The following is a 23,866-nucleotide window of genomic DNA, read 5'->3' on the forward strand; positions in this document are numbered from 1 at the left end:
TATGAGCCTTAGACATGTATTGATGCCCGTGGATCTGGCTTTTCCGGATGTGGTAGAAAAAGAAGTGGATATGGCACTTAAGCTGCTGGCCGATGACGGGGTGATTGACATGTTATTTGTCGATGATGTCAGGGTACACCACAGCATGGTACCGACGGTATCGGGCGATACTTTCTCGGGTAAACACGCCAATACCCGCTTTGCGGTACAGGCGATGCTAGAGCGCTTGGTGCCAGAACAACATCGAGGCAGTAGCATTATTCGTAATGGGGTGGTGTTTGATGAAGTGGTGGCACAGGCGAAGAAAAGTAACGCCGATGCCATTGTCATGGCGTCGGCCAAGCCGAAGTTTCGCTCTTACCTGCTAGGTTCAAATGCCGCCAAGGTAGTGCGTCATGCTCCGTGCTCGGTGTTTGTGGTGCGCTAGCCCTATAGAGGAAGCATGTTGAGAGCACAAGGGATCGCCAATGTGCTCTCGATATGATGACTCTATTAACAACATTAATATTCTAACTTGTTATAGTCTTTCTTAGAGCGCAAACTCATCCATATCCTGTTCATTTCGAGCTTAGATACTTGAAGTAATATAGTGATGAACGATGCTACCTTTGTTAGCGGGAGTGTAGTACTTCAAAGTTGGATTCTAGTGTTATCGTTAAATAAATTTAAATAAACCTTTACAATATTCAAGACTAAGGTATGATCCATCTCGCTCTGTTGTTCAGAGTTATTAATGAAACATCAAGTAAAGTAAAACCTTAGAATTTCTTCGTTATTGTTGTTATCCTCAGTGTTTCCCTTAGCTTCATCGTAACATTAAATAATTCAAGCTTTCAGCGCATCGCATTATCGCGATAATTTTATGAATTTAATATATAAGGGACACATCATGTCTAATAAAACAACTGGTCTAGTAAAGTGGTTTAACGAAGAGAAAGGTTTTGGTTTCATCACTCAAGACAACGGCGGCGCTGACGTATTCGTTCACTTCCGTGCAATCGCTTCAGAAGGTTTCAAAACACTAGCTGAAGGCCAGAAAGTATCTTTCGAAGTTGAGCAAGGCCAAAAAGGCCCTCAAGCTGCTAACGTAGTAGCGCTATAATTTCGTAAGTCGGCGTAAATGGTATCATTACCATTTACGTCACTTTTAAATCATCATTAATAATCTATTTATACCATATCTTAGAAAATATAAACATTTCAAACATCTGCTTTCTGTATTTGTCGTTACGTTCCTTATTTACTTCGTCATATTTATATAAATAAAAACTATTAAGCTTAAATATCAGTATATTAAGTCATCTTTAGGTCTAAACTTATTGTGGTTTTATCATACTGATAATAAATGTAAGGACACTTATGTCTCGTTCAATAGGTCGCAAACGATTTTGGTTTCAGCAATGTCGCCAAGAAAATAATACAACAAAAAAACAGAGGTAGTTGAATGATAGTGAACTTTAATATTTTTAAAGATAAAGCTTCTTGGAATGCATTGATTCATCAATTAAATGGCGATGTATTATTACGTCATGTTTTAGTTAAAGGCAATGTAGATAATATGGACCTTAAGTTTTCGTATTGTGAAAAATCATGTGAAGGCAATATTATAAATGACGATAATCAAGTCATTGGCAATTTTTCTATTTCCTTCTAATTTTGCACAGTATTTATGCGTTCAATTGTTTACTCGTCTAAATTGAACTTTCCCTTTAATTTTTTCGCTCATTTATTTTACGTCAAAGTAGTGAGATGTTTTTCCTTCTACTAAGTCTCGTTGTTGTTCCAGAATATCTTCTATAAATTCCTTACACACTCGTACTTTTGCTGTGGCTCTTAAATCAACGTGACTCAGCAGCCATAAGCCCCAAGTAGAAGGTGCTAAAGGCACGTCGAGGCGTCGTAAATTCGGTTCAAGATCCGCGACGAAACAAGGTAACCTTGCCAACCCCAAATGATTGTTAACGCAAGCGAGCAATGACGTCATTTCATCGACCTTCATGATGACGTTGGCATCGCTAAAATGCTCGTGAATCCATTCTGGTTTTCCTTCTTGATCGTGAAAAATAACAACGTCATGCACGTCCTTTTGCTTATTCAAATAATCGGTACTGCCATAAATGCCTTGGACTAAAGGCAATACTTTTTTTCCTACTAAATACTCGGGCGGTTTGTCGGTGAGGCGCAAAGCGATATCGGCCTGGCGTGCAGATAAATCTAACAATCCGGCAGAGCCCATTAAATGCAAATCAATACCGGGATAGTCGCGAGTAAATTCTCCTAATTGCGGGATCACTAAACGGCTCATCACATCGTAGGCGCCAGTTAGTTTAAGCGTTCCACATAGTTGGTGATCTAAACCAAACACCCGCCTGTCGATCGCTTGCACTTGTTCTTCCATTTTCAGGGCGTGTTCATACAGCCCCTCGCCTGCATGGGTCATGGCATAACCATCGCGTAAATGGTCAAATAAGCGAGTGCCTAAACGTTGTTCTAACGCGGCGATTCGTCTTGCCACAGTCGTATGTTTAACGGATAGCTCTCGCCCCGCGGCACTGACTGTACCTGTTCTGGCCAATGCCAGGAAAAACTTTAAATCATCCCAATTCATCTTTATCTGCCATTCCACCAATATGCCGCGAAAAGTGTATCAGTTTCCTATTGTGCATATTTGCACATCTACTGTGCTAAATCGACTATTCCAACCTTAATACGCACACCTTAATCTATCACTATCGAAACGGTTGGCAACTAGAAACATTAAGAGGTATGGCAGGCAACCCAGTCAAAGCCCTCTTAATCTCAACCACATTAAAACGAAACAGTTTTAGCTATTCAAAAGGGTTAAAGTATGTCTATTAAAACAATTGCACTATCTACATTACTATTGGCATCAGCATCAGCATCAACGGCGATGGCCGCTTCAGGAAATGACCATGATCATAACGTCAGTGATCGCTATGCGAGTGAACTTCGCCTGAAAGCCCTTGAAGCTGAGCCGGCTTATCAAGTAACAGCTACCCCGCAGCTGTTAGTAGACCGTGATGAGCCTGTATCAACACGCCGTGCCACTGAACTACGCAAGCAAGCACTGAATGACTCTGTACGAAATGCTGAACCATTCGTACAACGTGACCGTGATGAGCCTGTATCAACGCAACATGCTACGAAGTTACGCCTGAAAGCCTTTGAAGATAGCTCTATTGCTATGACGTTAGTTGGTCAAGCCGGTGCCCATACTCTGTAGTCAATTGCCTAATCGCTAGTTAGGAACTACTACTCATGTAGCTGGATGGGATAATTCGGTTTTATCCCGCCGACTGAGGTTGCAGCAACACGACGAAAGCGCCAGCGTGAGCGTTCAACAAATTTTGCACCGCCAGGGTGTAAGGAGAAACAGTGCATCCCATCATATCTGTAAAGGGCCTTTACAAGCGTTACGACACTGGCTTTACAGCGCTCAAGGACGTCGACTTGGATATCCAGCGCGGGGAAATTTTTGCGCTGCTTGGGCCTAACGGCGCAGGTAAGACAACACTTATCAGCGTGATCTGCGGTATCGTCAACGCCACTCAGGGCAAGGTGAGAGCTGACGGTCACGATATCATCACTGACTACCGTGCAGCTCGCAATAAAATTGGTTTGGTACCACAGGAACTTACCACGGATTCCTTTGAGAGCGTCTGGGACACAGTGAATTTCAGCCGTGGCTTATTCGGCAAAGCGGCCAATCCGGCCTATATCGAACAGCTACTGCGCCAGCTTTCGTTATGGGATAAAAGAAAAGCGCGGATCATGGAGCTGTCCGGGGGGATGAAACGGCGGGTAATGATTGCCAAGGCGCTGTCCCACGAGCCTGAGATCCTTTTCCTTGACGAGCCCACTGCTGGCGTTGATGTAGAGCTGCGCCGCGATATGTGGGAAATGGTGCGCGAAATGCAAAACCGGGGTGTGACCATTATTCTGACCACCCATTACATCGAAGAGGCGGAGGAAATGGCAGATCGAATCGGTGTGATCAACAAAGGTGAGCTTATCCTTGTGGAGGAAAAATCTGCCCTGATGGATAAGCTGGGCAAGAAACAATTGAAGCTTCATTTGCGAACCCCGCTCATTCAGCTGCCGGAGAGGCTGAGCAGTTATCAGCTGGAACTCGATGATGATGGCAATACGCTGACTTACACCTTTGATAGCCAGCTCGAACACACCGGCATTACCGATCTGTTGCGCACGCTAGACGAGCAAGGGATGGACATAAAGGATCTTCATTCCAGCGAAAGTTCCCTGGAAGAAATTTTCATTAATCTGGTGAGGGAGCAGGCATGAATATCCACGGTATCCGGGCTATCTACAAATTTGAAATGGCACGTACCAGGCGGACTCTGATGCAGAGCATCGCTTCGCCGGTATTATCTACTTCGCTCTACTTTATTGTTTTCGGAACCGCTATCGGATCTCGGATGGGTGAGATCGACGGTGTCAGTTACGGCGCTTTCATTATTCCCGGGCTGATCATGCTGTCGCTGTTGAGCGAAAGTATCTCCAACGCGTCCTTTGGGATCTTTTTTCCTAAATTTTCCGGCACCATTTACGAAGTGCTTTCGGCACCGGTTTCGCCGTTTGAAATAGTTGCCGGTTATGTGGGCGCAGCGGCAACCAAGTCGATACTGCTTGGCCTACTGATCCTTGCTACCGCCAGCTTTTTTGTCGACTATACAATCCTCCACCCTGGCTGGATGATAGCGTTTCTGGTACTGACCGCGATCACCTTTAGCCTGTGCGGGTTTATTATCGGTATCTGGGCAGACGACTTTCAAAAGCTGCAGGTTATCCCTTTGATGGTGATTACGCCGCTTACTTTTCTCGGTGGGGCTTTTTATTCTATCGATATGCTGCCAGAACCTTGGCAGACAGTAAGTCTGTTTAACCCGGTGGTATATCTTATCAGCGGCTTTCGTTGGGCATTTTACGGCGTGGCAGATGTGAATGTGGGTATCAGCCTAGGCATGACGTTGATGTTCCTGCTGCTGTGCCTTGGGGGCATTGCGTGGATTTTTCGTACTGGTTACCGGATTAAACCCTAGTTTTCTAACCCAACGAAATGGAAGGCATGAGATAGGGGCGTATTCTATGCGTCCCTATTTGGTTTGATTGTGTCGTTATTGGCCTCTTATTACCAGAAGTTCAAAAAAGACAACAAAGTTATCGTAAAAACCATAAAATGATGGTCATTGAAGTGAAGTGGGTAAGTTATGCCATCAGAACCTGGAACGAAAAGAAGAACCGAGCCAAAGCCAGCAGAGAAAATTGAACATCTTTATGAATATGCAATTTGGTGGTTAAACCAACGTGGCTACTCAGTGATGAAGCTGAAGGAAAAACTGACTCGAAAGACTAATAATAATGAATGGATTTCACTTGTCATTGATAAGTTATTAGAGCAAGGATATTTATCGGATCAAAGATACGCAGAAACGTTTGTTCAGTCGCGATGCCAGTCTTACGGACCGAAAACGTTAGCACAAAAGCTGAAACTTCAAGGTGTTGGTCAAGCTGACATCGAGCAGGCTCTCGGCCTCATTAATGACGCTGATACTGATGCTTTGATCACTCGTGTTGTAGCAAAATACTCAGGCAAAAAAAGTATCAGGGATATTACAATGCGACTTCGAGGTGAAGGTGTGGATGATGCTCGCATTCGCTTAGTTATGAGTACGACAGTCGATACTGAGCATGAATCTCAGCTTGCTGCTCGTTTGATCAATAAGCACGCTAAAAAAATGGGTCGCAGCGGATTGCTTCAGAAATTGCGTAGTGAAGGGATCAGCCAGGACACTATTGAAGCCATGCTCAGTGGTGAGACGGAAGAAGAAGTCACTGAAGATGATCAGCAAAAAGCATTAGCGCTATTAAATAGGAAATATAAGAAAAGTTTGACCGATTTTTCTGAAAAAAAGAAGGCGACCGCTTTCTTAGTACGTAAAGGCTTTAGCTTCTCTGAGGCGAATTATGCGATTGAGCATCATTTGGAATAGTGTCTCAACCAATGACTACTCCACAATTGTAGAGTAGTCATTCATTCATTAGTTGGTTTATGTTAGATGCAATTTGGCATTTTGCTCTATAACCACCCACAAGGAAAGCTATGTAGATAATGTAGTTGAAACCATTTGTGCAGATCTTTCTCTAAGTAGTTCCCTGAATGCTATTACTGCGGGGCTGACTTGTTTTCTGCTTGGGCAGATTAAGTGGAGTTCTACAGATGGAGACTGATAATCAGGTAAAAGTTGTACCAATTTCCCACTGCGTAAATCTGAAAAGACATCTATCTGAGATCTATATGCAATACCTTTCCCGCTAATAGCCCAGCGTCTAACAATATCTGTATCATTAGTTACTTTATTACTGCTAACTTTGATTCTGTAGCTTCCGGACGTACCCATATACTCCCAGTTGCTGAATAGGCGGCCATCTTTCCTGTGTAGCAAACAATTATGATGAAGTGTCATAGTTAATTTTGAGCTCTTACCTAATTAGCAAGGGACAAATTCTCCCTTGATAATTTTCTCCCAATAACAATCAAAGCAGCATATGTCAGTTCCGATTTTGGTATTAGAGGTTAAGCAAATACAGTTTTCACGCGATACCACAGTCGGCCATCAATAGCCGACAGACCTAGTGCAATCAGTAACATTCCGAGAAAATGAATGAACTCCAGAGACTCATTTAGAAACAGCGAACCAAGCAAAACTGCTGAAACCGAAACCAATAATGTATCGTTGCCCATCTACTATTCTCTGATAACACTCTCTATCTTCCATAATTTAATCATCAGACCAAACATCCTGAATAGATGGCCAGCCCCAAGCTGTAATGGATACCCCTTTTAGTATCCCTTCAAAACGCAGAGTCTGCCTGTGGTGAAACAGTGGTAATAACCAATGCTCGCCAATCATTGCCGTTGCAATAGGCTCTAACTCACGCATATATTCTGTCAAAGGGCTTTTCTGCCGGATATTGATTAACTCTGTATTCAACCATTTACTATTGTCAGGCGTTAAGCTCTGATGCAGAACCGGATTGGATAGCAACCAGCGAAATGCTGAGGTAGGGCGGTTGTCGTCCAAGTTTAGGCTAGTCAGTATAAGATCTTCGTCAAGACTGTTTGCGCCGGCCTTTTCGTGAAACTCTTCAAAGGAATAGAGATTGATCTGGCATTCTACCCCGACTAGCTCCAGTAGCTCAGTTATCGCTTCAGAACAGTCCATCAGCGCCTGATGTTTGAACACTGCAATGGTTAGTTTTTCTGGTAACGGCTGTTGCGCCGTTGGTGCGCCAAAGGTTTTTATCCAGCTTGGTAATAAGTTGCGCGCGGGGATAGCCTCTATCTGATTCTTCGTTTTGCTCAATTGCTTCATTAGATTATTGGTAGCCAAGATCTGGCTTAGATACTTACGTTGCAACATTTTGAGCTCAGCCTGATGGTTGAACAGCATAAACATGCAACCGTCTTCGATTCTGGTCTGCTGGCCATTTTCGGCTTCTTTATTTTCTCCATTGATGGAGAGGTAGTGCGAGCAAACAGAATGTTTTTCCTGTCCGATATCCGCCTGAAGTGTAGTCTTACCAAATGAATCGGCTTCTTGTGGAGATACTTGCCAGACTGTGGCAGTTTCAGTGATCGCACGGCATCCGTAATAGTTGTCGAATGCTTGTAGCTGTAATTGCTTGTCGGAGTGCTCCTGAACCTGAAATGCACCACTTCCCACAGGCATTGTTGGTGAAAAGAGCTGTGAAACTGGCTGGATCGAGTATCTTGCATCAGCAATTAGCCCAGCAAATCCTGGATCAGGCTGGTTTAGTTGAAACTCCATGCAGTAAGGATTAATGACGGAGATACTTGTTACGTGAAGCAGTTCATTCTGGTATCCCGGTAGTTCTTTTAATTTGGTAAAAAGCTCGACTATTTTTTCTGCACTGATTTCACTTCCATCATGAAACGAAAGCTGTGGGCGCAGATAGAAGCGCCAGCGATACTGCTCTTCGTTATAAGCCCAATGATGCGCTAACTGAGGAGTGACAATACCCTTCTCATTACACTTAGTCAGGCAACAATATACTTGGCGTAAAAAGAAGCGCTCACTGTTTCTTAGTGGGATGTGAGGCAGGAGGTCTGCAAAGGGACGACGGTAGGTTAGCTGAATATGCAGGTGTCCTTCTCGCCGGGTTGCGCCAGAGGTATTTTGCAGTAACTGCCCAAAGAGAGTTTGGTCATTGTCGATAAGTGCCAGAGCTTTTTCATACTTTCCTTCTGAGATCATCTGGCTGGCGAGCTTTGCCTTCAGCTCGTCCGGTCTGTATTTAAGATGGAGAATGGAGCGCTGATTACGGCCAACTTTTGGAGTCCACTCGAGCCACCCTACACCTTGCATCTCCTTTAATAGGGTGCGGCAGTGTCTGGCACTGGTAAACATGGCTTCCGCCACGTCGTGCAGAGCGATGAGGATTTCTTTTCTTACGCTAAGTCTGGCTATGCGTAGGTAGTAAAGAAGCAGTTTATCCTTAGACAAAATCAGTACCATTTCATAATTAATACTTCCTTATTTTAACCGTTAATGGCTCATAAATGGATGGTTTAAGTGAAATGCAGCTAAAAACAGGAAGTAAATAAGATTTTATTCCAAGTATATCTAATCCATATTTTGGCTAATAATTTAGATGTAGACGCAGATGAGGATGTGGTTATGTTAGAAGCTATCAAAAGAACCTTTCAGCAGAAAGCAGGCAACCCGGGTGAAACAACATTAGCTGTGTATTATCAATCTCGGCTGGCAGCCACTCGAAATGTGATTGAGGCAGAGGCGATTCTCTATATGTCTTCACTATTATCACTTTACGATTGGAATGCGCAGGATAACAAGGAGATAAAATGAAAATTGAACATATTGCGATTTGGTGTAACTGTCTGGAAAGCATGCGATTTTTTTATCAGCACTACTTTGATGCAAAGAGTAGTGAAAAATATGAAAACCAGTCTAAAAAATTTTCTTCCTACTTCCTGGCCCTTCCAGAGGGGGCCAGAATCGAGCTGATGAATATGGATTCATTTCAAATATTACCAGCGGATCCTTACATTCAGTTTACCGGACTGGCGCATATGGCATTTTCTGTTGGCTCCGAGGACAAAGTGAATAAGATGACTGAGAAATTTATCGCCGACGGTTACGAAGTCCTTGATGGCCCACGTTGGACGGGGGATGGTTACTACGAAAGTGTGATATTAGATCCGGAAGGGAACCGATTGGAAATTACTGTGTAAATGTCGATAGCTTGCTCTGTAGGGTTGCTGGTTTACTTTGACCGTGAAAACTTATTTAAAGCTGCCATTGAATTTGAAAATGAGGAATTTTCTCGCCACTGCCCTCTGAGCAGTCTGTACGTTAAATAACCTAAGCTTAATGAAATTATGAGTGAATTAGAAAAAATGATACTGGGTGAAATGTATGATCCTAGTAATGAAATCTTATCTGAGATGCGTAAGAAAGCTAGAACTCTTACTTATAAATATAATCAGACAACATAAATAATTAATCATGTCGAACCAGAGGTAAATTGGCTGGGTTGTAAAATATGGATAGTTAAATTTTTTGTTTGTTGCTCTATGTGGCCAAAAATAATATCTTTCCACAGATCAAAATATAAGTTTTGAATCGAAAACGGTTGGTGGTTATGTTGTTTGTCTGGCGACCACACAATAACCTATCCAACCGCTTTTCGTATCTGCTCTCTGAAAATGCGTGAAGAACTTTTTTTAGGGTTCAATGAGAAATAATTAATGTTGATGTTCTGGTAAATTATGGCTTTCGTATGCATCGGCAAATGAATGGTTTCGATCGCGATGTTCGGCTTCATCGTCGCGGATTTTCACAATGACATCTCGCAACATGGCATCTGACGGTAACTTGTAATAGTCGATGGCAATTTTCGGAGCGGCTACGTTTTCTACTTCACCGTCGTCAATTTTGCTCAGGTATTCAGTGTAGCTTTTACAGGCTTCTTCTTCAAAATAACCTACTACGCGGTGCGCAATCTTAGAAGACAGCACATAAATCAAGCTATACACCATAATGAAAGCGGCTTGGCCGAGCAGTACTAACGTTCGTTCAACCCAGCTAGGTTTGGCAATATCCAAGAATATCATCAGATGCATTCTCTCATTCTCTGCCTCATCCAGTAATTCACGGATCCATCCCTCATCATCTTTCATCCGGCGTAAGGCTTTTAGATGATTAAACATGCCTGCCACCATCCCTGGTACTGCGGCAATGGTTTCCAAAATCACTGCTCGTTTCGCGTATTTTGTTCCATAGAATATATTTAAAAGAAACTTGAGGCACTGCGTTATTTTATACGCAACGTGCTCAGAGAGTTTGGAAGCGGTTTTGTGTTTCAATTCAAAATCTGACATGTGCGGGCCTTTCTAGTCTTAAAATGGTAGTGATTTCATAGTGTTGATTAAATCGTAATATGTTATTAACTCAGTCGAAAAACGACTGGGTACAAGTCATATAAACGAATGCATTAGTTAGCAAATGCCTTAATTAACGGATCGGAATCACTACCATGTTTTTCACTAAATTATCTTCAGCTATTTAATACGTTTCTGTTGCCGTATTTAGAACAGGTAAATACGATGGTAATCAATGTCACCACAAGAGATACGATTAGTAACCGCTCTTAGCTACTTTCTCACCTTCACCCAGCGTATAAAGTAGATTTGTTAGTAAGCTAGACGCACCAAAACGGTAGTGCATGCTGTTATCAGCCCATCCGGCACCAAAAATGCTATCAACCATATCTAAGTATTTTTTCGCGTCTTCAGCAGTTTGTACGCCACCAGATGCCTTAAAGCCAACCGTTTTTTCAACACCCATGTCTTTGATAACTGACAACATGGTTTCGGCAGCTTCAGGGGTTGCATTAACTAGTACTTTACCAGTGGACGTTTTGATCATGTCAGCCCCTGCCTTGATTGAAATCTCAGATGCTTTTCTGATCAGATCATCAGTTTTCAGCTCACCAGATTCAATGATGACTTTCAGAGGGGTATCACCGCAGGCTGCTTTACATTGCTTAACAATCTCAAAGCCCACTTCTTCGTTTCCGGCCATCAGGGCACGGTATGGGAATGTTACATCTACTTCATCAGCACCGTACATGAGGGCAGCTTTAGTTTCGGCAACAGCAATGTCGATATCGTCGTTCCCGTGAGGGAAGTTAGTGACAGTTACAACACGAATATCTGGTGTACCTTGTAAACGTAATTGCTTTTTTGCGACAGGAATAAAACGTGGATAGATACAAACTGATGTCGTGTTACCTACAGCTGTTTTAGCATTCTTACACAACTCGATGATTTTTTCATCAGTGTCATCATCGTTTAAAGTAGTAAGATCCATTAATTTAAGTGCACGTAGTGCTGCAGTTTTTAAATCGCTCATAGATTTTTCCTGTTGTAACATTTTTCAATATATTTCAAACGCTTGGTACTTATTATCACTACTCTGTTAAATGCGCCTAACAGTTAATGTAGTGCTAAGTTAATAGGCTATCCAAGGCTTGAAATGATTTTCGGTTCAAACCGAAAGTGGGGTGATTATAAGAACAGGCTGGGATCTATAATAGATACAGAAATGGTTAATTTAGGTATAACAGATTGGCGTGTGTGCTATAGTGCAGGAGTAGGATATAGAAGGCGTTTTTTCGTTGGCAAAATATGACAAGCTCGTAGAGCAAATTCGTAATCAAATTCAAAATGAAATTTGGGGAGTGGGTGAAAAGCTCCCTTCGTTGCGAAAACAGACTGAAATCTCAGGCATGAGCCTAATGACGGTGCTGCATGCTTATCAGGTACTAGAAAGCCAAGGGTGGATCGTTTCTCATGCTCGATCAGGGTACTTTGTGGCACCAAAAATCCAATACTCGAGTCCGAAAAGTTCAGCTGAGACGGTTCAGACAGCTGAAGCTATCGATATTAATGATTTTATTTTTGATGTTTTGCAAGCGACCCGGACGCCGCATATCGTTGATTTTGGCTCTGTTTATCCCGATCCGAAACTGTATCCCCGACATCAAGTGAACAAATCTCTTATGACTGCGGCGCGTACTATGCCAACGTCGAGTGCGTTGGATAATCTGCCTCCAGGGAATAAAGATTTACGCCAGCTCATTGCTAAGCGCTATGCGGCACAAGGAATGAATGTGCACCCGGAAGAGATTGTAATCACGGCTGGTGCGCTAGAGGCGTTGAATTTGAGTCTTCAAGCAGTGACACAAGCTGGTGACTGGGTTGTGGTGGAGTCGCCTACCTTTTACGGAGCATTACAGTCTCTGCAAAGGCTTAATTTACGTGCGCTATCAGTCAGAACCCATCCTCGAGATGGGATTGATCTTGATTCACTTGAAAAGGCGCTGCAATCTCATCCGGTAAAAGCGTGTTGGTTGATGACTAATCACCAAAACCCTTTGGGTTGTACTTTCTCAAATGAAAAAAAGGAACGTTTGATTGAGTTACTGGCAGAGTACAATGTCTACCTGATTGAAGACGATGTATATAGTGAGCTGTATTTTGGTGGAAAAAAACCATTACCAGCAAAAGCATTTGATCAGCAAGGTATGACGATGCATTGCTCGTCTTTTTCTAAAACTCTGGTAGCTGGGTTCCGCATTGGTTGGGTGGCGGCAGGAAAAATGGCACTGCCTATCCAAAAACTCCAATTGATGAGCACATTGTCTGCCAGTGCTCCTATTCAACTTGCCCTTGCTAAATATCTATCTACTCGTAATTATGAAAACCATTTACGTCAATTGCGGAGGAAACTAGAACAACGTAAATTCGCAACTTGGCAGATGCTACGTTCTTATTTCCCTTCTAATGTGAATGTAAATTACTCAGAAGGTGGATATTTTTTATGGGTTGAATTGCCGGAGCATCTGGATGCGACAGAGCTATACCAGCGCGCATTGAAAGAAAATATTAGTATTGCTCCTGGGAAAATGTTCTCTGTGAGTAAACAGTTTAATCATTGTTTTCGGCTAAATTCGTCATTTGAATGCTCGGAGTCGGAAGAAAGAGCGATTAAACGATTAGCCGAGTTAATCCAAAACATGTTGGATCAATAAGCTGAACTTCAAAGTTCTATGGTCAGAATAATATCGATAACGATTTTTGAACGACTGACGGTAAGTGCAATCTGCACTTAACTCAGATTTTACCTACATAAACTTATCGAAGACTCAATGTTGGATTCAAAGCCCTAAGTGAATTATGTCCCTCAACAGCTTAAAGTGTTCACAGAGTCAGCCAATCTAGGGCTGACTCATACCTGCCTCATAGTGAGTTAACGTAATTACTCATTCATAGACTGTTAATATTTGTTTTGACCTAACTATTCTCATGAGCTTTCATGGCAAGTATGAAGCTCAAATATGTTTATCAGCTAATGATATAACCTATTATTTGATGGCCAAATTCAGCCCCCCTAAATGACTTACATGCCATTGCTTTTGACCAAATTCAGAAAATAAAAACGAAATATTTCAACACCTTGCGAATGGGTGAGGCTTATGTATAGCTGGAAGGCAGTTTTTCACCAAAGGGGGAGGTCAGCATGGCTTGCCTGATAACCGACCTCGTGTGACTCACTTAGCCTCATTAGATATAAAATATACTAATCTTTTTTCTGGCAGAGAAACAGTTTTTATCGACGCTGAAGAAGCTGTTCTCAATATTTTCTAACAATAAGGATACCTTACACGATGAGCATTCTAATGAGTCTAATTGGTATGGTCGTTCTTTTGGCCATAGCTGTACTCCTTTCTGACAACAGAAAGGCAATAAACCTTAGAACTGTTGGAGGTGCATTTGCTATCCAATTTGCACTCGGTGCATTCGTTCTTTATGTACCTTGGGGGAAAGACCTGTTAGGTGGTTTCTCTAACGGTGTTGCCAATGTTATCAATTACGGTAACGATGGTACGTCTTTTCTGTTCGGTGGTCTTGTTTCTGACAAGATGTTCGAAGTATTCGGTGGTGGCGGTTTTATCTTCGCATTCCGAGTTCTTCCAACACTAATCTTCTTTTCTGCATTGATCTCTGTGCTTTACTACATCGGTGTGATGCAGTGGGTAATCAAGATTCTTGGCGGTGCACTGGAGAAAGCACTGGGCACATCCCGCGCGGAATCTATGTCTGCGGCAGCTAACATTTTTGTAGGTCAGACAGAGGCACCTCTGGTTGTCCGCCCGTTCGTTTCTCGAATGACACAGTCTGAGCTGTTTGCGGTTATGTGTGGTGGTTTGGCTTCTGTTGCTGGTGGTGTATTGGCGGGTTACGCGTCTATGGGGGTGCCGCTAGAATACCTTGTAGCGGCATCTTTCATGGCTGCACCAGGTGGCCTGTTATTTGCCAAAATCATTAAGCCTGAAGCCGATAAGTTCAAAGACGATATCCCTGAACAAGAAATTGCTGGTGACGACGAGAAACCAGCTAACGTTATTGATGCAGCTGCTGGCGGTGCTTCTGCGGGTCTTAGCCTGGCGTTGAACGTTGGTGCAATGCTTATTGCATTTATCGGTCTTATCGCACTTATTAACGGTATTTTTAGTGGTATCGGCGGCTGGTTCGGTTATGAGCAGCTAAGCCTGGAGCTCATTCTTGGTTGGCTCTTGGCTCCTCTGGCTTTCTTAATTGGTGTTCCTTGGGAAGAAGCAACACTGGCTGGTTCATTTATTGGTCAGAAGACCATAGTGAACGAATTTGTCGCCTACGTTAACTTCGTTCCTTATCTTGGGGAGGATGGTAAGGTTGTACTTGCTACAGGTGAAGTCATGACCGAAAAGACAACTGCAATTATCTCATTTGCGCTCTGTGGGTTTGCCAACCTGTCGTCTATTGCGATTCTTCTTGGTGGTCTGGGGGGGATTGCACCTAACCGTCGTCATGATATCGCACGTATGGGCCTTAAGGCCGTGGCTGCTGGTACACTATCAAACTTGATGGCGGCGACGATCGCAGGATTTTGCATCAGCCTTGCTGGGTTATAATACTGTAGTCTATCCACTACTATCTCTTTACAAACTGAGCTACCGTAAAATCGAAGAGATACTAGAAGAACGAGGCATTATTATTGATCACTCGATGTTGAACCGATAGGTTATTAAGTGTTCACCATTGCTAGAATATTGAGCGCGTAAAATGAAGAAACCACAGTAGCCTTTTCCCAAAGGCTACTGGCCATCAAGGTGATGCGTTACGCTCGGCATTTTTGGTATGGAGTTCAGTGTGCTTTAGGGCACATTTTATGGCTGGTGTTTCCCGAATTAAACTAATGCCATCCAGCCCCAATAGATCAACAACTCTAACGTTCTTTTGAGATACTTCTATTCATACCTGTAGACTCCATTTTGAAAGTGACAGCCATTTGAGAAAAATGACTAACAGATCACTTTCACACGACCAACATCACCATTTTCTAAGCGGACTTTTATTCCGTGAGGATGATTTGGTGACTTCGTTAAAAGGTCTTTTACAATACCAGAGGTTAGTGTTCCGCTTCGTTGATCTTTTTTAAGGACAATTTTTACTTCTAATCCAGGGTGAATATTGGCTCGATTGGTTCCACTCATTCTCTCTACCTTATTGTTCAGTGTATCTTTGATTAAATACTTCTCAAATCAAGCTTTATCTACCAAATGACTATACCCAAGCAACTTCAAGGTGCTTGGGTATATAATCGCATCAGCAACTATCAACTGACACGATGTTTATCGATTTTTTGGTTATGAATTCCTCAACCAAACATCAGATTTGCCAAGTCCTTTCTTCTTACGTTTTTTCTTACCCGTGCCTTCAGGTTTTGCCATCGGCTTATTTGCCTCTAACATCTCTTGGGTAATGGTTTCATCGAGTTCATAGCCTTCTACCTGTTCACGTTCAAGGCGGATTTTGTTCTTCTTCTCGATAACTTTGAAATGATGAAAATCTTCATAATCAATCAGCGATAGGGCTAGGCCAACTTCACCAGCACGGCCACTTCGGCCAATGCGGTGCATGTAGTCTGATGGGCTTCTTGGTAGATCAAAGTTGATCACCACTGGCAATTTTTCGATATCTAAACCACGGGCTGCTATATCTGTCGCTATTAATACATCAATCTCACCTGACTTAAACGCTTCAAGTATACGAGTACGATAGCCTTGCCCTTTATCACCATGAAACACTTCGGCCTCAATGCCACGCTTATAAAGTTTATCGGCTAAGTGTTCACAGCTGTTCTTAGCATTTACGAAAACAAGTGCTTGTCGCCATTTATGCTGTTTGATCAAGTGCGCTAACACCGCTGTTTTCTCGCCCTTATTTACGTTAAAAACACGCTGTACTACGGTGCTGGCATCATCACTTTGTAGTTGTATTTCAACGGGGTCAGTAAGCAGCTCTTGAGTTAAAGCCTGTACTTGCTCAGGGAACGTCGCAGAAAACAATAGCGTCTGCTTCTGTTTTGGCAATTGACCCAACAATTCAGATAGCTCTTCAGTAAAGCCAAGGCTTAACATTCGATCGGCTTCATCAAGCACTAAGGTCTTTACCCTATCTAGCTTTATCGCATTACTTGAAATTAAATCGAGTAATCGGCCTGGCGTTGCAACCAAAATATCGGTGCCGCCACGTAGCGCAAGCATTTGAGTATTTACAGATACACCACCAAAAACAGCCACCGTTTTAATTGCACCGTTAAAGTGCACTGCGTATGACTTAATGCTGTCAGCAACCTGTTTAGCCAGTTCACGCGTTGGCACCAAAATAAGATCAGTAACATAGTTACCTCTGCTGCCCTTCGTATTCTCTTTGTGTTTTTGTGTGAAAAGATCCTGCAACATTGGCAGTGCAAAAGCCGCCGTTTTACCCGATCCTGTATTTGCACCTGCAATTAAGTCACGCCCCGCTAACACACTTGGAATAACTTGCGCTTGAATAGGTGTAGGCTGTTGATATTCCAGCTCTGTTAGTCGAGCTAACAAAGGTTGAATTAGGGCAAGTTCAGTGAAGCTGGCTGGCGTTGTGGCAGTTGTCATTGGGTAATAAAGGCTCTAGCTAGAATAGTGGCGAGCATCTTAGCGTATTTGAGCCCAGTGAAGTAGCACAATGTTAAGTCTAATCGTTCAGTGAAGGCCTATGGTTCATATATCGCAAAGACACAGCAAATGCATTATTCTTCTTTTGAAGAACGCTCTGAAATTTGTCCTCACTATAAATTTACTGGCTTCGACTAACTCTTTTTTTGTCCCACGTCAGCTTCTCTCGTGCTTCCAGCATTCCTCGAAGTCAATGAGCAAGTTCCAGAAACGTTCTGCCCTAATCGGAAGAGCGTTATCGTAGTTTCAACGCCGCTGACACGGGTCTACCCTATTCCTGCTTAGAGTCGTCACTCATACACATTCTGTTTATCTGGATTGGTATTACCCCAACATGACGCCCGTATTCCTTCCAACTGGCGTAATCATCTTTTCGGGCTGCCATCACAGAGTCTCCACTAAAGGGCTCCTATTAATTACGGCAACTGTAAACCTAGTGAGTTTCTTTAAATGTGCTCAGTGGTTATTTAGGCAGCGACTGCCGCTCTCGTCATCTGAAACTCGCGCAACTTGGAATACAGATATGTAACAACAATAGAGAAGAACAAATAGGACAAGGCAAAAACGATTGGCGAATTGATTATGTTTGCTTCAAGCCCCCACATTACGCCGATAATGGTGACCCCCATCTTAGCCATCATCCCCATTAACAACAACATCAGAGCCAGATGAGGGTATTGTGTCGAACAGCGGAAAGCCAGCCAGTAGCCGATGCCGACAGCAATTGACGCAATACCGAAGCCTGCCATAAACGAGTGAAAATGTTCACCAGATAGCACCCCACCTAAAGAAGAAAGTAAAAAAATCAGACCGAACTTCATCAACATTTCCCAATCGCAACCAAGACAAATCGCCCTTTCAATACGAATTACTGTTTACACAGTTATTTCCACATGTTTTGCTTAAAATTAATACTTTAGCTAGTCATTATGCCCATTCCGTTAAATTTGGTGCCTAACTAAACTCGTTACTAATAAGTTATATATGAATGGTATGATTATTCACTGGACTTGTGAAATGCTGAAAAAGAAGGCTTAGTTATTAAAGTGCATCAGGATAAATTCAATCTTTGTGAACAAGTTAATAGACAGGTTTTAATAAATTAGTTTACCCATACAGCCTTTTGCGATATGTAACCTTATTCGAACTCAATCAACCAAAATTGTTCTGAGTATGAAACTTTATTTCCATCTGGCATGAAAATGGCCAAACCAGCACTAAGCTTCAGCGAGTTCTCAGTGTGCTTCTTTATTCTTCACCAACACATAGCGAAGATTATTAATTGAGTGTTCAATCTGGGAGCTGGTATGCTGGAATCACAAAGTCCCTCGTTAATCACACCGCGGCCGATGTACGGACAAGCGTTGTCTTTGAGTGAGTATTGTCCCCTTTCTACTTAGATTGATTGTCATTCATAGCCTGTTCACTTAGATTTTCAGTACCTAAACTAACGCGGTGTTGACAGCCTACTCAAGTATCAGCATCTCTTACTTTCTCCTAATAACGAGCGTAGCTCAAAATTGGATGGGATTAATACAGTGATCCCTTATCTCATGCATTAAACAAAGCGTGCCATGATGGTAGAGTTGGTAGACAAAAGGGGGGTTATATCCCATGAATAATTGCACTGTAGTAGTCAGTAAGAATCACATCAGGCCAGCTTTATGCTGTTTTTTTTGTGCCTAAAACTCAGTAAATAGGTTTTCATTTATCTTTTCTCCGGTCAATCTATCTTCTGCTCTCGGTGTGATTTCTCTCTGCAACTCTGACTGTTATCAACTATTCAGCCAATTATTAATTCCAGGCTCAACAAAAGCAACAAACTGTTTGACCAGAGGATTACGTATGCCGTTGTCTGCCCATACAAAGTGGAATCCTGCCGTCTTTGCTTGCCATTTAGGTAGAACATGGATCAGAGTGCCGCTTTCGATTTCTTTCCGGACAAGGTATTCAGGCACAACGGCCAGCCCGAAACTGGCATGCAATATTTCACGCATTATGTTCGCACCTTTAACATGGATTCCTTGGCTGATGGATACCTTTTCCTCTTTTTCGCTGTGAAGCTGGTACAGCTTAACGGAATTCTGAATGACTTCTGTTCTTATCCATTGGTGCTCACTTAACTGGGAAGGCCTGCTAATACAGGAGTGCGAATGAATGTATTGCTCACTTGCGCAGATGATCCGTTTTATGTCGGTAACTTTCCTGGCCCGTAAGTTCGAGTCTTCCAGCCAGCCGATGCGAACGGCAAGATCGATCCCTTCTTCTATTAAGTTGTGTTTGCGGTTATCAAAGTCCACGTTGAGCTGGATCTTGGGAAATTGATGGCAAAACTGGGCAAGTAAGGAAGGCATTTCGCCTGTGGCCAGGATTGCAGGTAAAGCGATAGTTAAACTCCCGCTGGGTTCGTCTGAATCTGAGCACAGCGCATTAAAACCGCTGGAGGCTGCATTGGTCATTTCCAGGCAATAGGGGTAGAAGCGGCGACCGTAATCGGTCAGTGACAGTTTTCGGGTTGACCGGTACAGCAAGGGAGAGCCGAGGTGTGCTTCCAACTGGCTTAGATGATGGCTGACTACGGAAGGAGACATTGACAGTTTGATCGATGCCTGACGGAAAGAGCCTTCTTCAACAACACAGGCAAACACGGCCATAGATTTTAAAAACTCAATAATATTAGCAACCTATCTTTTATTTGTAATATTTTCAGAATAGAGAATTCGATTGTTTTGGATTCTTTAACTATAAGGGCTTTCTTATACTCAGTCACGAAAATAATGACGTATAGAAAGGAACAACATAATGAAACATAAGTATTTTGTAGCGGTGGTGATCATTGCAACGGCGTCTTCGGCAATGGCTGCCGAGCAAGAGGTCGACAATTCAATGGAAGGGCTATATGCAACTGGCGTATTTGGTTTCAACTATGGTGATACCGTTGCCGGCAGCCATAATCTTAAAGATTTTACTGATTACGGTAATGATTACGGGGAGAGTTACCAGCTGGGCCTGGGCTACCGAATTGACGAGAATTTCCGTGTTGAAGCGCGGGTCAGCCACCGTAATAATGATTCCAGTAATACGCGAATCGGCTTTAGCCCTCTGGCGGGAATGGACGTGACAGGTACGATTGATGGCGAATTATCAAGCACTTCAGTAACGATCGAAGGCTTCTATGATTTTGTTAACCAAACAGCTTTTACGCCATATCTAAAAGCCGGGCTCGGTTTTGCTCGCAACAGTTATGAGGCCTCTCTCTTTGTTAAAGAATTTAATGCCGGCTTTGATTATGATGAAGAGACATCGACAGAGTTTATTTGGAATGTTGGAGCTGGTGTGTCTTATCAACTGACTCAGAGCTCGGATCTATTTGCTGAATACCAGCTTCAAAGCTTGGGTGAGGTGAGAACTGCGGTAGATAGCAGTGGCGATACGATTGGTAATGATGATTATCTGATGCAGGAAGTCAATTTCGGTATTCGTTATCATTTCTAAATCCGTTAGTTACGCCTAACAGCGTTAACCTTCAAGAGCAGAATGAATGTGATGAGCAATTGAAATCTCAGGCAACTCATTCTTTTCTGCTCATTAGGTATTTATCGTTACTCAGTGGACTAAGTATTATGAAAAGAACAGTCAATTTGATTTTTATGGCTCTGCTGTTTATCTGCAATAGTGCTTTCGCCGGGAAAAAATATAGCGAACATTTGTTGGATGGCACCAAGATGGACTATTACTACCAAAATGGTGCAGGGATCCATTTGGAATTCTATAACGGGATGTTGAGGTATGAGTGGATAGCAGGACCGAGAAAAGGGAATAAAAACCACGCTCTTGCGTATAACTCACGTAAGATTGGCGATAAGGTGTATGTTATCAACTGGTTGGAAGAAGCCCATCCGGACTTTATGACTCTGATCTTTAACTTCAATAATAATGTTATGTACTCTTCAGGTATTCTCAGGTTTGGTTCTGAAAAACAATTTACTGTATTTGATGGCGGTATCATTGAGAACCTTACTTTGATAGAAAAATAATTACGTCTCAACTGCTAACAACAGAGTATAGGTAAAGGTTGGTCTTGGCACGCATAAATCATCGATAATTAAGTGTTGTTCAAATAAATGATCGAAGAGATACCGGTAGTGTTTTTACAAATCTAGTAGCAATGGCTGGACACCAAGCCTAATAAAATTTTTTATTTATTAAGTCTTAGTATCCATTTTCCTGAGTGAATGGTAGTTCAAAAATCCGGTCAACCTCTGCTCTAGTTCCACTGAACGAAAAAGTAGTTGTTTTAGTGCTAAATAGCTTGTGAAAGTTTCTGTGCCACAGCGTGTCAGCCCGAAAAAGCTGACTCGAAATACACCAAACCAAGTTAGAATAATTGCTGATTCATATCGTGTTAACAGTGATTTGGATTAGCTTTGATAATGTTGGTCAGGTACACCAAATCTCTACAATCTTCCGCCAAGATAAAACATTATCCCAAAAATCATGACTGAAACTTTCTTCAGTTTATCAGCCTATATTGGTAGAAATAATATCTGTATATCTATACTCAAATTTTAATGTTAATAGGTTTATCTTTGGGATTTCGTAATACATCGATAAATGCTTTGATTTTGGATAGGTTGAACATGTCTCTGTGTACCAGCGCCCATACTGGAAGGTGCCAGCGTAAGTTTGGTGAAATTTCTATCAGGTCAGAATCGTTATCGACAACCTCTTTTGGTAGAGCGCTAATACCGCTACCAGCTTCCAGTGCCCTTGCTGCGACTTGCAGGCTTGAACATAGGAATACAATGTTCTTCTCGGGAATATTGTTGTGAATCCACTCGTTCCATAGCAAATGCGGAGGCCTTTCCTTCATGGCGATAAATCTGTGCTGGGGTAACTCCTGTTCAGTCGGCACTCCCATTAGTTCGATGTAGTCTTTGTGGGCGCACAGTACTATCTCCACATCGGCAATGGGAAATACGATGTTGTCTGGCGTTGTAGGTTTTTCTCCGCTTCTAATTGCAATGTCGGCTTCGCCGTATTCAAGGTTGTAGTTTCGAATATCACCAATAAAATCAACACGCATGTTGGGGTAACGACACTGGTACTCTTTAATAAAAGGCATAAGCATGCCGGCGATATCAGTGATGGCGGTAATCGTAATTGTCCCTTCCAGTGCCTGTTCTTTACTCATTATTCGAGAGGTGAGCTGTGAGAAGTGGTTTTCGGTAACCTCTCCCAACCGCATGATTTCTAGCCCAGCCTCTGTGGGTATATACCCTTTGTCATTGCGTTGAAAAAGCACTACACCCAGCTCTTCTTCTAGGGTGTCAACATGTCGCATGACCGTAGATCTATGTACGCCCATGTCCTGAGCCGTAGCACTGAGGGTCTGGTATTGAGCTAGTTTGTACGCGGTTCTTATCTCATTCCATTTGTTCATTTTTTGGTCGTTGCATAAATGCACATCATTGTCGTATTTTCGCTCATTCACCACAAAAATAAAACACGTTAATTTAGTCCCATTGAATAGTACTGGGTGTAAAGAGTAGGGTAATTGATGATGAAAAAAGTCGATGTTTTAATCATAGGTGGCGGTTTTGCTGGTGTTTCTGCGGCTCAGGAATTAGGAAAAAATGGCGTAGAAACGTTGCTGGTTGATAAAAAGGACTACTTCGAAGTTACCTTTGCCACTCTGCGCAATGTGGCAGCTCCTGACATCACGAAAAATGACGCCAGGAAACAATACAAAAGCTTTTTGTCGGGATCGTTCATTCAAAGCGGAGTTACCGAACTTAAAAGTGGGGTTGCGACTTTAGAAGATGGCACATTGGTTGAGTTTAAGATCGCCATTATTGCATCAGGAACGCGTTATCCAACCATGCCTGTAGCTAAGTCAAACACGGCATTGGATTTAGAAACACGAAATGGTGAAATGCTTGGATACCATGACGAACTAAAATCCGCAGACAAAATACTCATTATCGGAGGCGGTGTTGTTGGCGTAGAGCTGGCTGGCGAAATTGCCTACACATTTCCTGAAAAGAAAACCGTATTGGCTCATAACACAGGTGCGCTATTAGACGGCTTTAAAGAAAAAACACGCAAAATTACACTCGAACAGTTGAAAAGCCTTGGTGTTGATGTTGAGTTTAATACCAGCTATCGCAATGTCGATGGGGCATACATCGATAAAAACACAGGAAAAACCAGTGATGCAGATTTCGTTTTTCAGGCAGTGGGCACGTTGCCGAACAGTGAATTTTTGCAATCCCATTTGCCTCATATCTTAGACAGTAAAGGATTCGTCAAAGTGAATGAGCAGTTGGAAGTCATTGGACAAAACAACTTATACGCGTTAGGTGATGTTGCTGATGTGGGTGAACCTAAGTTGGGTTATCTTGCTCAACAACAAGGTGAGTATGTCGCAAAGTCGATAGCCAAAAAACTGAAGAATAAAAAGGTGAAAGGGTATAAACGCAACCCGTTAATCGCGCTCATTCCAACAGGGCAAAAAAGCGGCGTTGCCGAACTCCCTTTTGTTGTGACGACGTTTAAACCGCTCATCACTATGAAGCAAAAAGACTTATTTATAAAGAAAGTGTACACTGCATTTGGGACTTCTACTGCCCCATAGTTATTACCTTGTCGAAACTGAAATTGTCGGCAAGGTACT

Annotated in this window: 26 protein-coding genes; 15 read left to right on the plus strand and 11 right to left on the minus strand. The window is 42.6% G+C overall.

What is annotated here, in order from left to right; translation table 11 throughout:
• The first annotated feature begins 1 nt into the window (after position 1).
• From AC51G0_RS24245 to AC51G0_RS24255, 3 genes are all read left to right on the plus strand, one after another.
• The gene (locus AC51G0_RS24245) at positions 2 to 427 is read left to right on the plus strand and encodes a universal stress protein (RefSeq protein ID WP_496302105.1); all 426 of its coding nucleotides are present in this window, start codon (positions 2 to 4) and stop codon (positions 425 to 427) included.
• 462 nt (positions 428 to 889) lie between these two features.
• Complete coding sequence (gene cspE / locus AC51G0_RS24250; protein WP_016960596.1) at positions 890 to 1,102, plus strand: transcription antiterminator/RNA stability regulator CspE; 213 nt, start codon at positions 890 to 892, stop codon at positions 1,100 to 1,102.
• 342 nt (positions 1,103 to 1,444) lie between these two features.
• The gene (locus AC51G0_RS24255) at positions 1,445 to 1,654 is read left to right on the plus strand and encodes a hypothetical protein (protein ID WP_496302106.1); all 210 of its coding nucleotides are present in this window, start codon (positions 1,445 to 1,447) and stop codon (positions 1,652 to 1,654) included.
• Positions 1,655 to 1,726: 72 nt separating this feature from the next.
• Here AC51G0_RS24255 and AC51G0_RS24260 read toward each other — a convergent pair whose 3' ends face one another.
• Entirely contained in the window at positions 1,727 to 2,608 is an 882-nt protein-coding gene (locus tag AC51G0_RS24260; RefSeq protein WP_496302107.1) for a LysR family transcriptional regulator, read from the minus strand.
• Positions 2,609 to 2,848: 240 nt separating this feature from the next.
• Here AC51G0_RS24260 and AC51G0_RS24265 point away from each other — a divergent pair, with 240 nt between their 5' ends.
• The 4 genes from AC51G0_RS24265 to AC51G0_RS24280 all read left to right on the plus strand — a co-directional run bounded on the left by AC51G0_RS24265 (position 2,849) and on the right by AC51G0_RS24280 (position 6,032).
• The gene (locus AC51G0_RS24265) at positions 2,849 to 3,244 is read left to right on the plus strand and encodes a hypothetical protein (protein WP_496302108.1); all 396 of its coding nucleotides are present in this window, start codon (positions 2,849 to 2,851) and stop codon (positions 3,242 to 3,244) included.
• Between the two features lie 152 nt (positions 3,245 to 3,396).
• Positions 3,397 to 4,323, plus strand: coding sequence for an ABC transporter ATP-binding protein (locus AC51G0_RS24270; protein WP_496302109.1), 927 nt, complete (start codon positions 3,397 to 3,399; stop codon positions 4,321 to 4,323).
• On the plus strand, positions 4,320 to 5,081 hold the full coding sequence (locus AC51G0_RS24275; RefSeq protein ID WP_496302110.1) for an ABC transporter permease: 762 nt from the start codon (positions 4,320 to 4,322) through the stop codon (positions 5,079 to 5,081). Before AC51G0_RS24270 ends, AC51G0_RS24275 begins: the two co-directional genes overlap by 4 nt.
• 168 nt (positions 5,082 to 5,249) lie before the next feature.
• Complete coding sequence (locus AC51G0_RS24280; protein WP_496302111.1) at positions 5,250 to 6,032, plus strand: regulatory protein RecX; 783 nt, start codon at positions 5,250 to 5,252, stop codon at positions 6,030 to 6,032.
• A 108-nt stretch (positions 6,033 to 6,140) separates the two neighbouring features.
• Here the strand turns inward: AC51G0_RS24280 and AC51G0_RS24285 are convergent, their stop codons facing one another.
• The 3 genes from AC51G0_RS24285 to AC51G0_RS24295 all read right to left on the minus strand — a co-directional run bounded on the left by AC51G0_RS24285 (position 6,141) and on the right by AC51G0_RS24295 (position 8,567).
• Complete coding sequence (locus AC51G0_RS24285) at positions 6,141 to 6,506, minus strand: LysR substrate-binding domain-containing protein (protein ID WP_496302112.1); 366 nt, start codon at positions 6,504 to 6,506, stop codon at positions 6,141 to 6,143.
• A 110-nt stretch (positions 6,507 to 6,616) separates the two neighbouring features.
• Entirely contained in the window at positions 6,617 to 6,784 is a 168-nt protein-coding gene (locus tag AC51G0_RS24290; protein ID WP_496302113.1) for a hypothetical protein, read from the minus strand.
• Between the two features lie 37 nt (positions 6,785 to 6,821).
• Positions 6,822 to 8,567, minus strand: coding sequence for an SgrR family transcriptional regulator (locus tag AC51G0_RS24295; RefSeq protein ID WP_496302114.1), 1,746 nt, complete (start codon positions 8,565 to 8,567; stop codon positions 6,822 to 6,824).
• 174 nt (positions 8,568 to 8,741) lie between these two features.
• On the opposite strand from AC51G0_RS24295, the gene AC51G0_RS24300 reads away from it, so the two are divergent.
• The 3 genes from AC51G0_RS24300 (at position 8,742) to AC51G0_RS24310 (ending at position 9,580) form a co-directional block, all read left to right on the plus strand.
• The gene (locus tag AC51G0_RS24300; protein WP_496302115.1) at positions 8,742 to 8,930 is read left to right on the plus strand and encodes a hypothetical protein; all 189 of its coding nucleotides are present in this window, start codon (positions 8,742 to 8,744) and stop codon (positions 8,928 to 8,930) included.
• Entirely contained in the window at positions 8,927 to 9,316 is a 390-nt protein-coding gene (locus AC51G0_RS24305; protein WP_496302116.1) for a VOC family protein, read from the plus strand. The genes AC51G0_RS24300 and AC51G0_RS24305 overlap by 4 nt, the downstream gene beginning before the upstream one ends.
• Before the next feature lie 180 nt (positions 9,317 to 9,496).
• Positions 9,497 to 9,580: a maltose acetyltransferase domain-containing protein gene (locus tag AC51G0_RS24310; protein WP_496304194.1), complete on the plus strand. Its 84-nt coding sequence runs from the start codon at positions 9,497 to 9,499 to the stop codon at positions 9,578 to 9,580.
• A gap of 249 nt (positions 9,581 to 9,829) precedes the next feature.
• Here AC51G0_RS24310 and AC51G0_RS24315 read toward each other — a convergent pair whose 3' ends face one another.
• Both AC51G0_RS24315 and deoC read right to left on the minus strand, forming a co-directional pair.
• Positions 9,830 to 10,465: an alternative oxidase gene (locus tag AC51G0_RS24315; protein ID WP_496302117.1), complete on the minus strand. Its 636-nt coding sequence runs from the start codon at positions 10,463 to 10,465 to the stop codon at positions 9,830 to 9,832.
• A 256-nt stretch (positions 10,466 to 10,721) separates the two neighbouring features.
• On the minus strand, positions 10,722 to 11,498 hold the full coding sequence (gene deoC / locus AC51G0_RS24320; protein ID WP_496302118.1) for a deoxyribose-phosphate aldolase: 777 nt from the start codon (positions 11,496 to 11,498) through the stop codon (positions 10,722 to 10,724).
• A 265-nt stretch (positions 11,499 to 11,763) separates the two neighbouring features.
• Here deoC and AC51G0_RS24325 point away from each other — a divergent pair, with 265 nt between their 5' ends.
• Positions 11,764 to 13,179, plus strand: a complete 1,416-nt coding sequence (locus tag AC51G0_RS24325) for an aminotransferase-like domain-containing protein (RefSeq protein ID WP_496302119.1) — start codon at positions 11,764 to 11,766, stop codon at positions 13,177 to 13,179.
• A 636-nt stretch (positions 13,180 to 13,815) separates the two neighbouring features.
• A complete protein-coding gene (locus AC51G0_RS24330) occupies positions 13,816 to 15,102 on the plus strand; it encodes a NupC/NupG family nucleoside CNT transporter (RefSeq protein WP_496302120.1) in 1,287 nt (428 codons plus the stop codon).
• A 390-nt stretch (positions 15,103 to 15,492) separates the two neighbouring features.
• Here AC51G0_RS24330 and AC51G0_RS24335 read toward each other — a convergent pair whose 3' ends face one another.
• The 4 genes from AC51G0_RS24335 to AC51G0_RS24350 all read right to left on the minus strand — a co-directional run bounded on the left by AC51G0_RS24335 (position 15,493) and on the right by AC51G0_RS24350 (position 19,844).
• Positions 15,493 to 15,684: a YwbE family protein gene (locus AC51G0_RS24335; RefSeq protein WP_160650618.1), complete on the minus strand. Its 192-nt coding sequence runs from the start codon at positions 15,682 to 15,684 to the stop codon at positions 15,493 to 15,495.
• A 153-nt stretch (positions 15,685 to 15,837) separates the two neighbouring features.
• Complete coding sequence (locus AC51G0_RS24340) at positions 15,838 to 17,130, minus strand: DEAD/DEAH box helicase (RefSeq protein WP_496302121.1); 1,293 nt, start codon at positions 17,128 to 17,130, stop codon at positions 15,838 to 15,840.
• Positions 17,131 to 17,657: 527 nt separating this feature from the next.
• Positions 17,658 to 18,011, minus strand: a complete 354-nt coding sequence (locus AC51G0_RS24345) for an NADH:ubiquinone oxidoreductase (RefSeq protein ID WP_496302122.1) — start codon at positions 18,009 to 18,011, stop codon at positions 17,658 to 17,660.
• Positions 18,012 to 18,965: 954 nt separating this feature from the next.
• The gene (locus tag AC51G0_RS24350) at positions 18,966 to 19,844 is read right to left on the minus strand and encodes a LysR family transcriptional regulator (protein ID WP_496302123.1); all 879 of its coding nucleotides are present in this window, start codon (positions 19,842 to 19,844) and stop codon (positions 18,966 to 18,968) included.
• Between the two features lie 148 nt (positions 19,845 to 19,992).
• Between AC51G0_RS24350 and AC51G0_RS24355 the strand changes: the two genes are divergently transcribed.
• Together AC51G0_RS24355 and AC51G0_RS24360 are read left to right on the plus strand one after the other, a co-directional pair.
• Entirely contained in the window at positions 19,993 to 20,685 is a 693-nt protein-coding gene (locus tag AC51G0_RS24355; protein WP_496302124.1) for an outer membrane protein, read from the plus strand.
• A gap of 128 nt (positions 20,686 to 20,813) precedes the next feature.
• Positions 20,814 to 21,227, plus strand: coding sequence for a MoaF-related domain-containing protein (locus tag AC51G0_RS24360; RefSeq protein ID WP_496302125.1), 414 nt, complete (start codon positions 20,814 to 20,816; stop codon positions 21,225 to 21,227).
• A gap of 524 nt (positions 21,228 to 21,751) precedes the next feature.
• Here the strand turns inward: AC51G0_RS24360 and AC51G0_RS24365 are convergent.
• The gene (locus AC51G0_RS24365) at positions 21,752 to 22,633 is read right to left on the minus strand and encodes a LysR family transcriptional regulator (protein WP_496302126.1); all 882 of its coding nucleotides are present in this window, start codon (positions 22,631 to 22,633) and stop codon (positions 21,752 to 21,754) included.
• Positions 22,634 to 22,750: 117 nt separating this feature from the next.
• Between AC51G0_RS24365 and AC51G0_RS24370 the strand changes: the two genes are divergently transcribed.
• A complete protein-coding gene (locus AC51G0_RS24370; protein WP_496302127.1) occupies positions 22,751 to 23,827 on the plus strand; it encodes an NAD(P)/FAD-dependent oxidoreductase in 1,077 nt (358 codons plus the stop codon).
• Positions 23,828 to 23,866: the final 39 nt, after the last annotated feature.

The sequence above is a fragment of the Photobacterium sp. HL06 genome, from assembly GCF_059552575.1.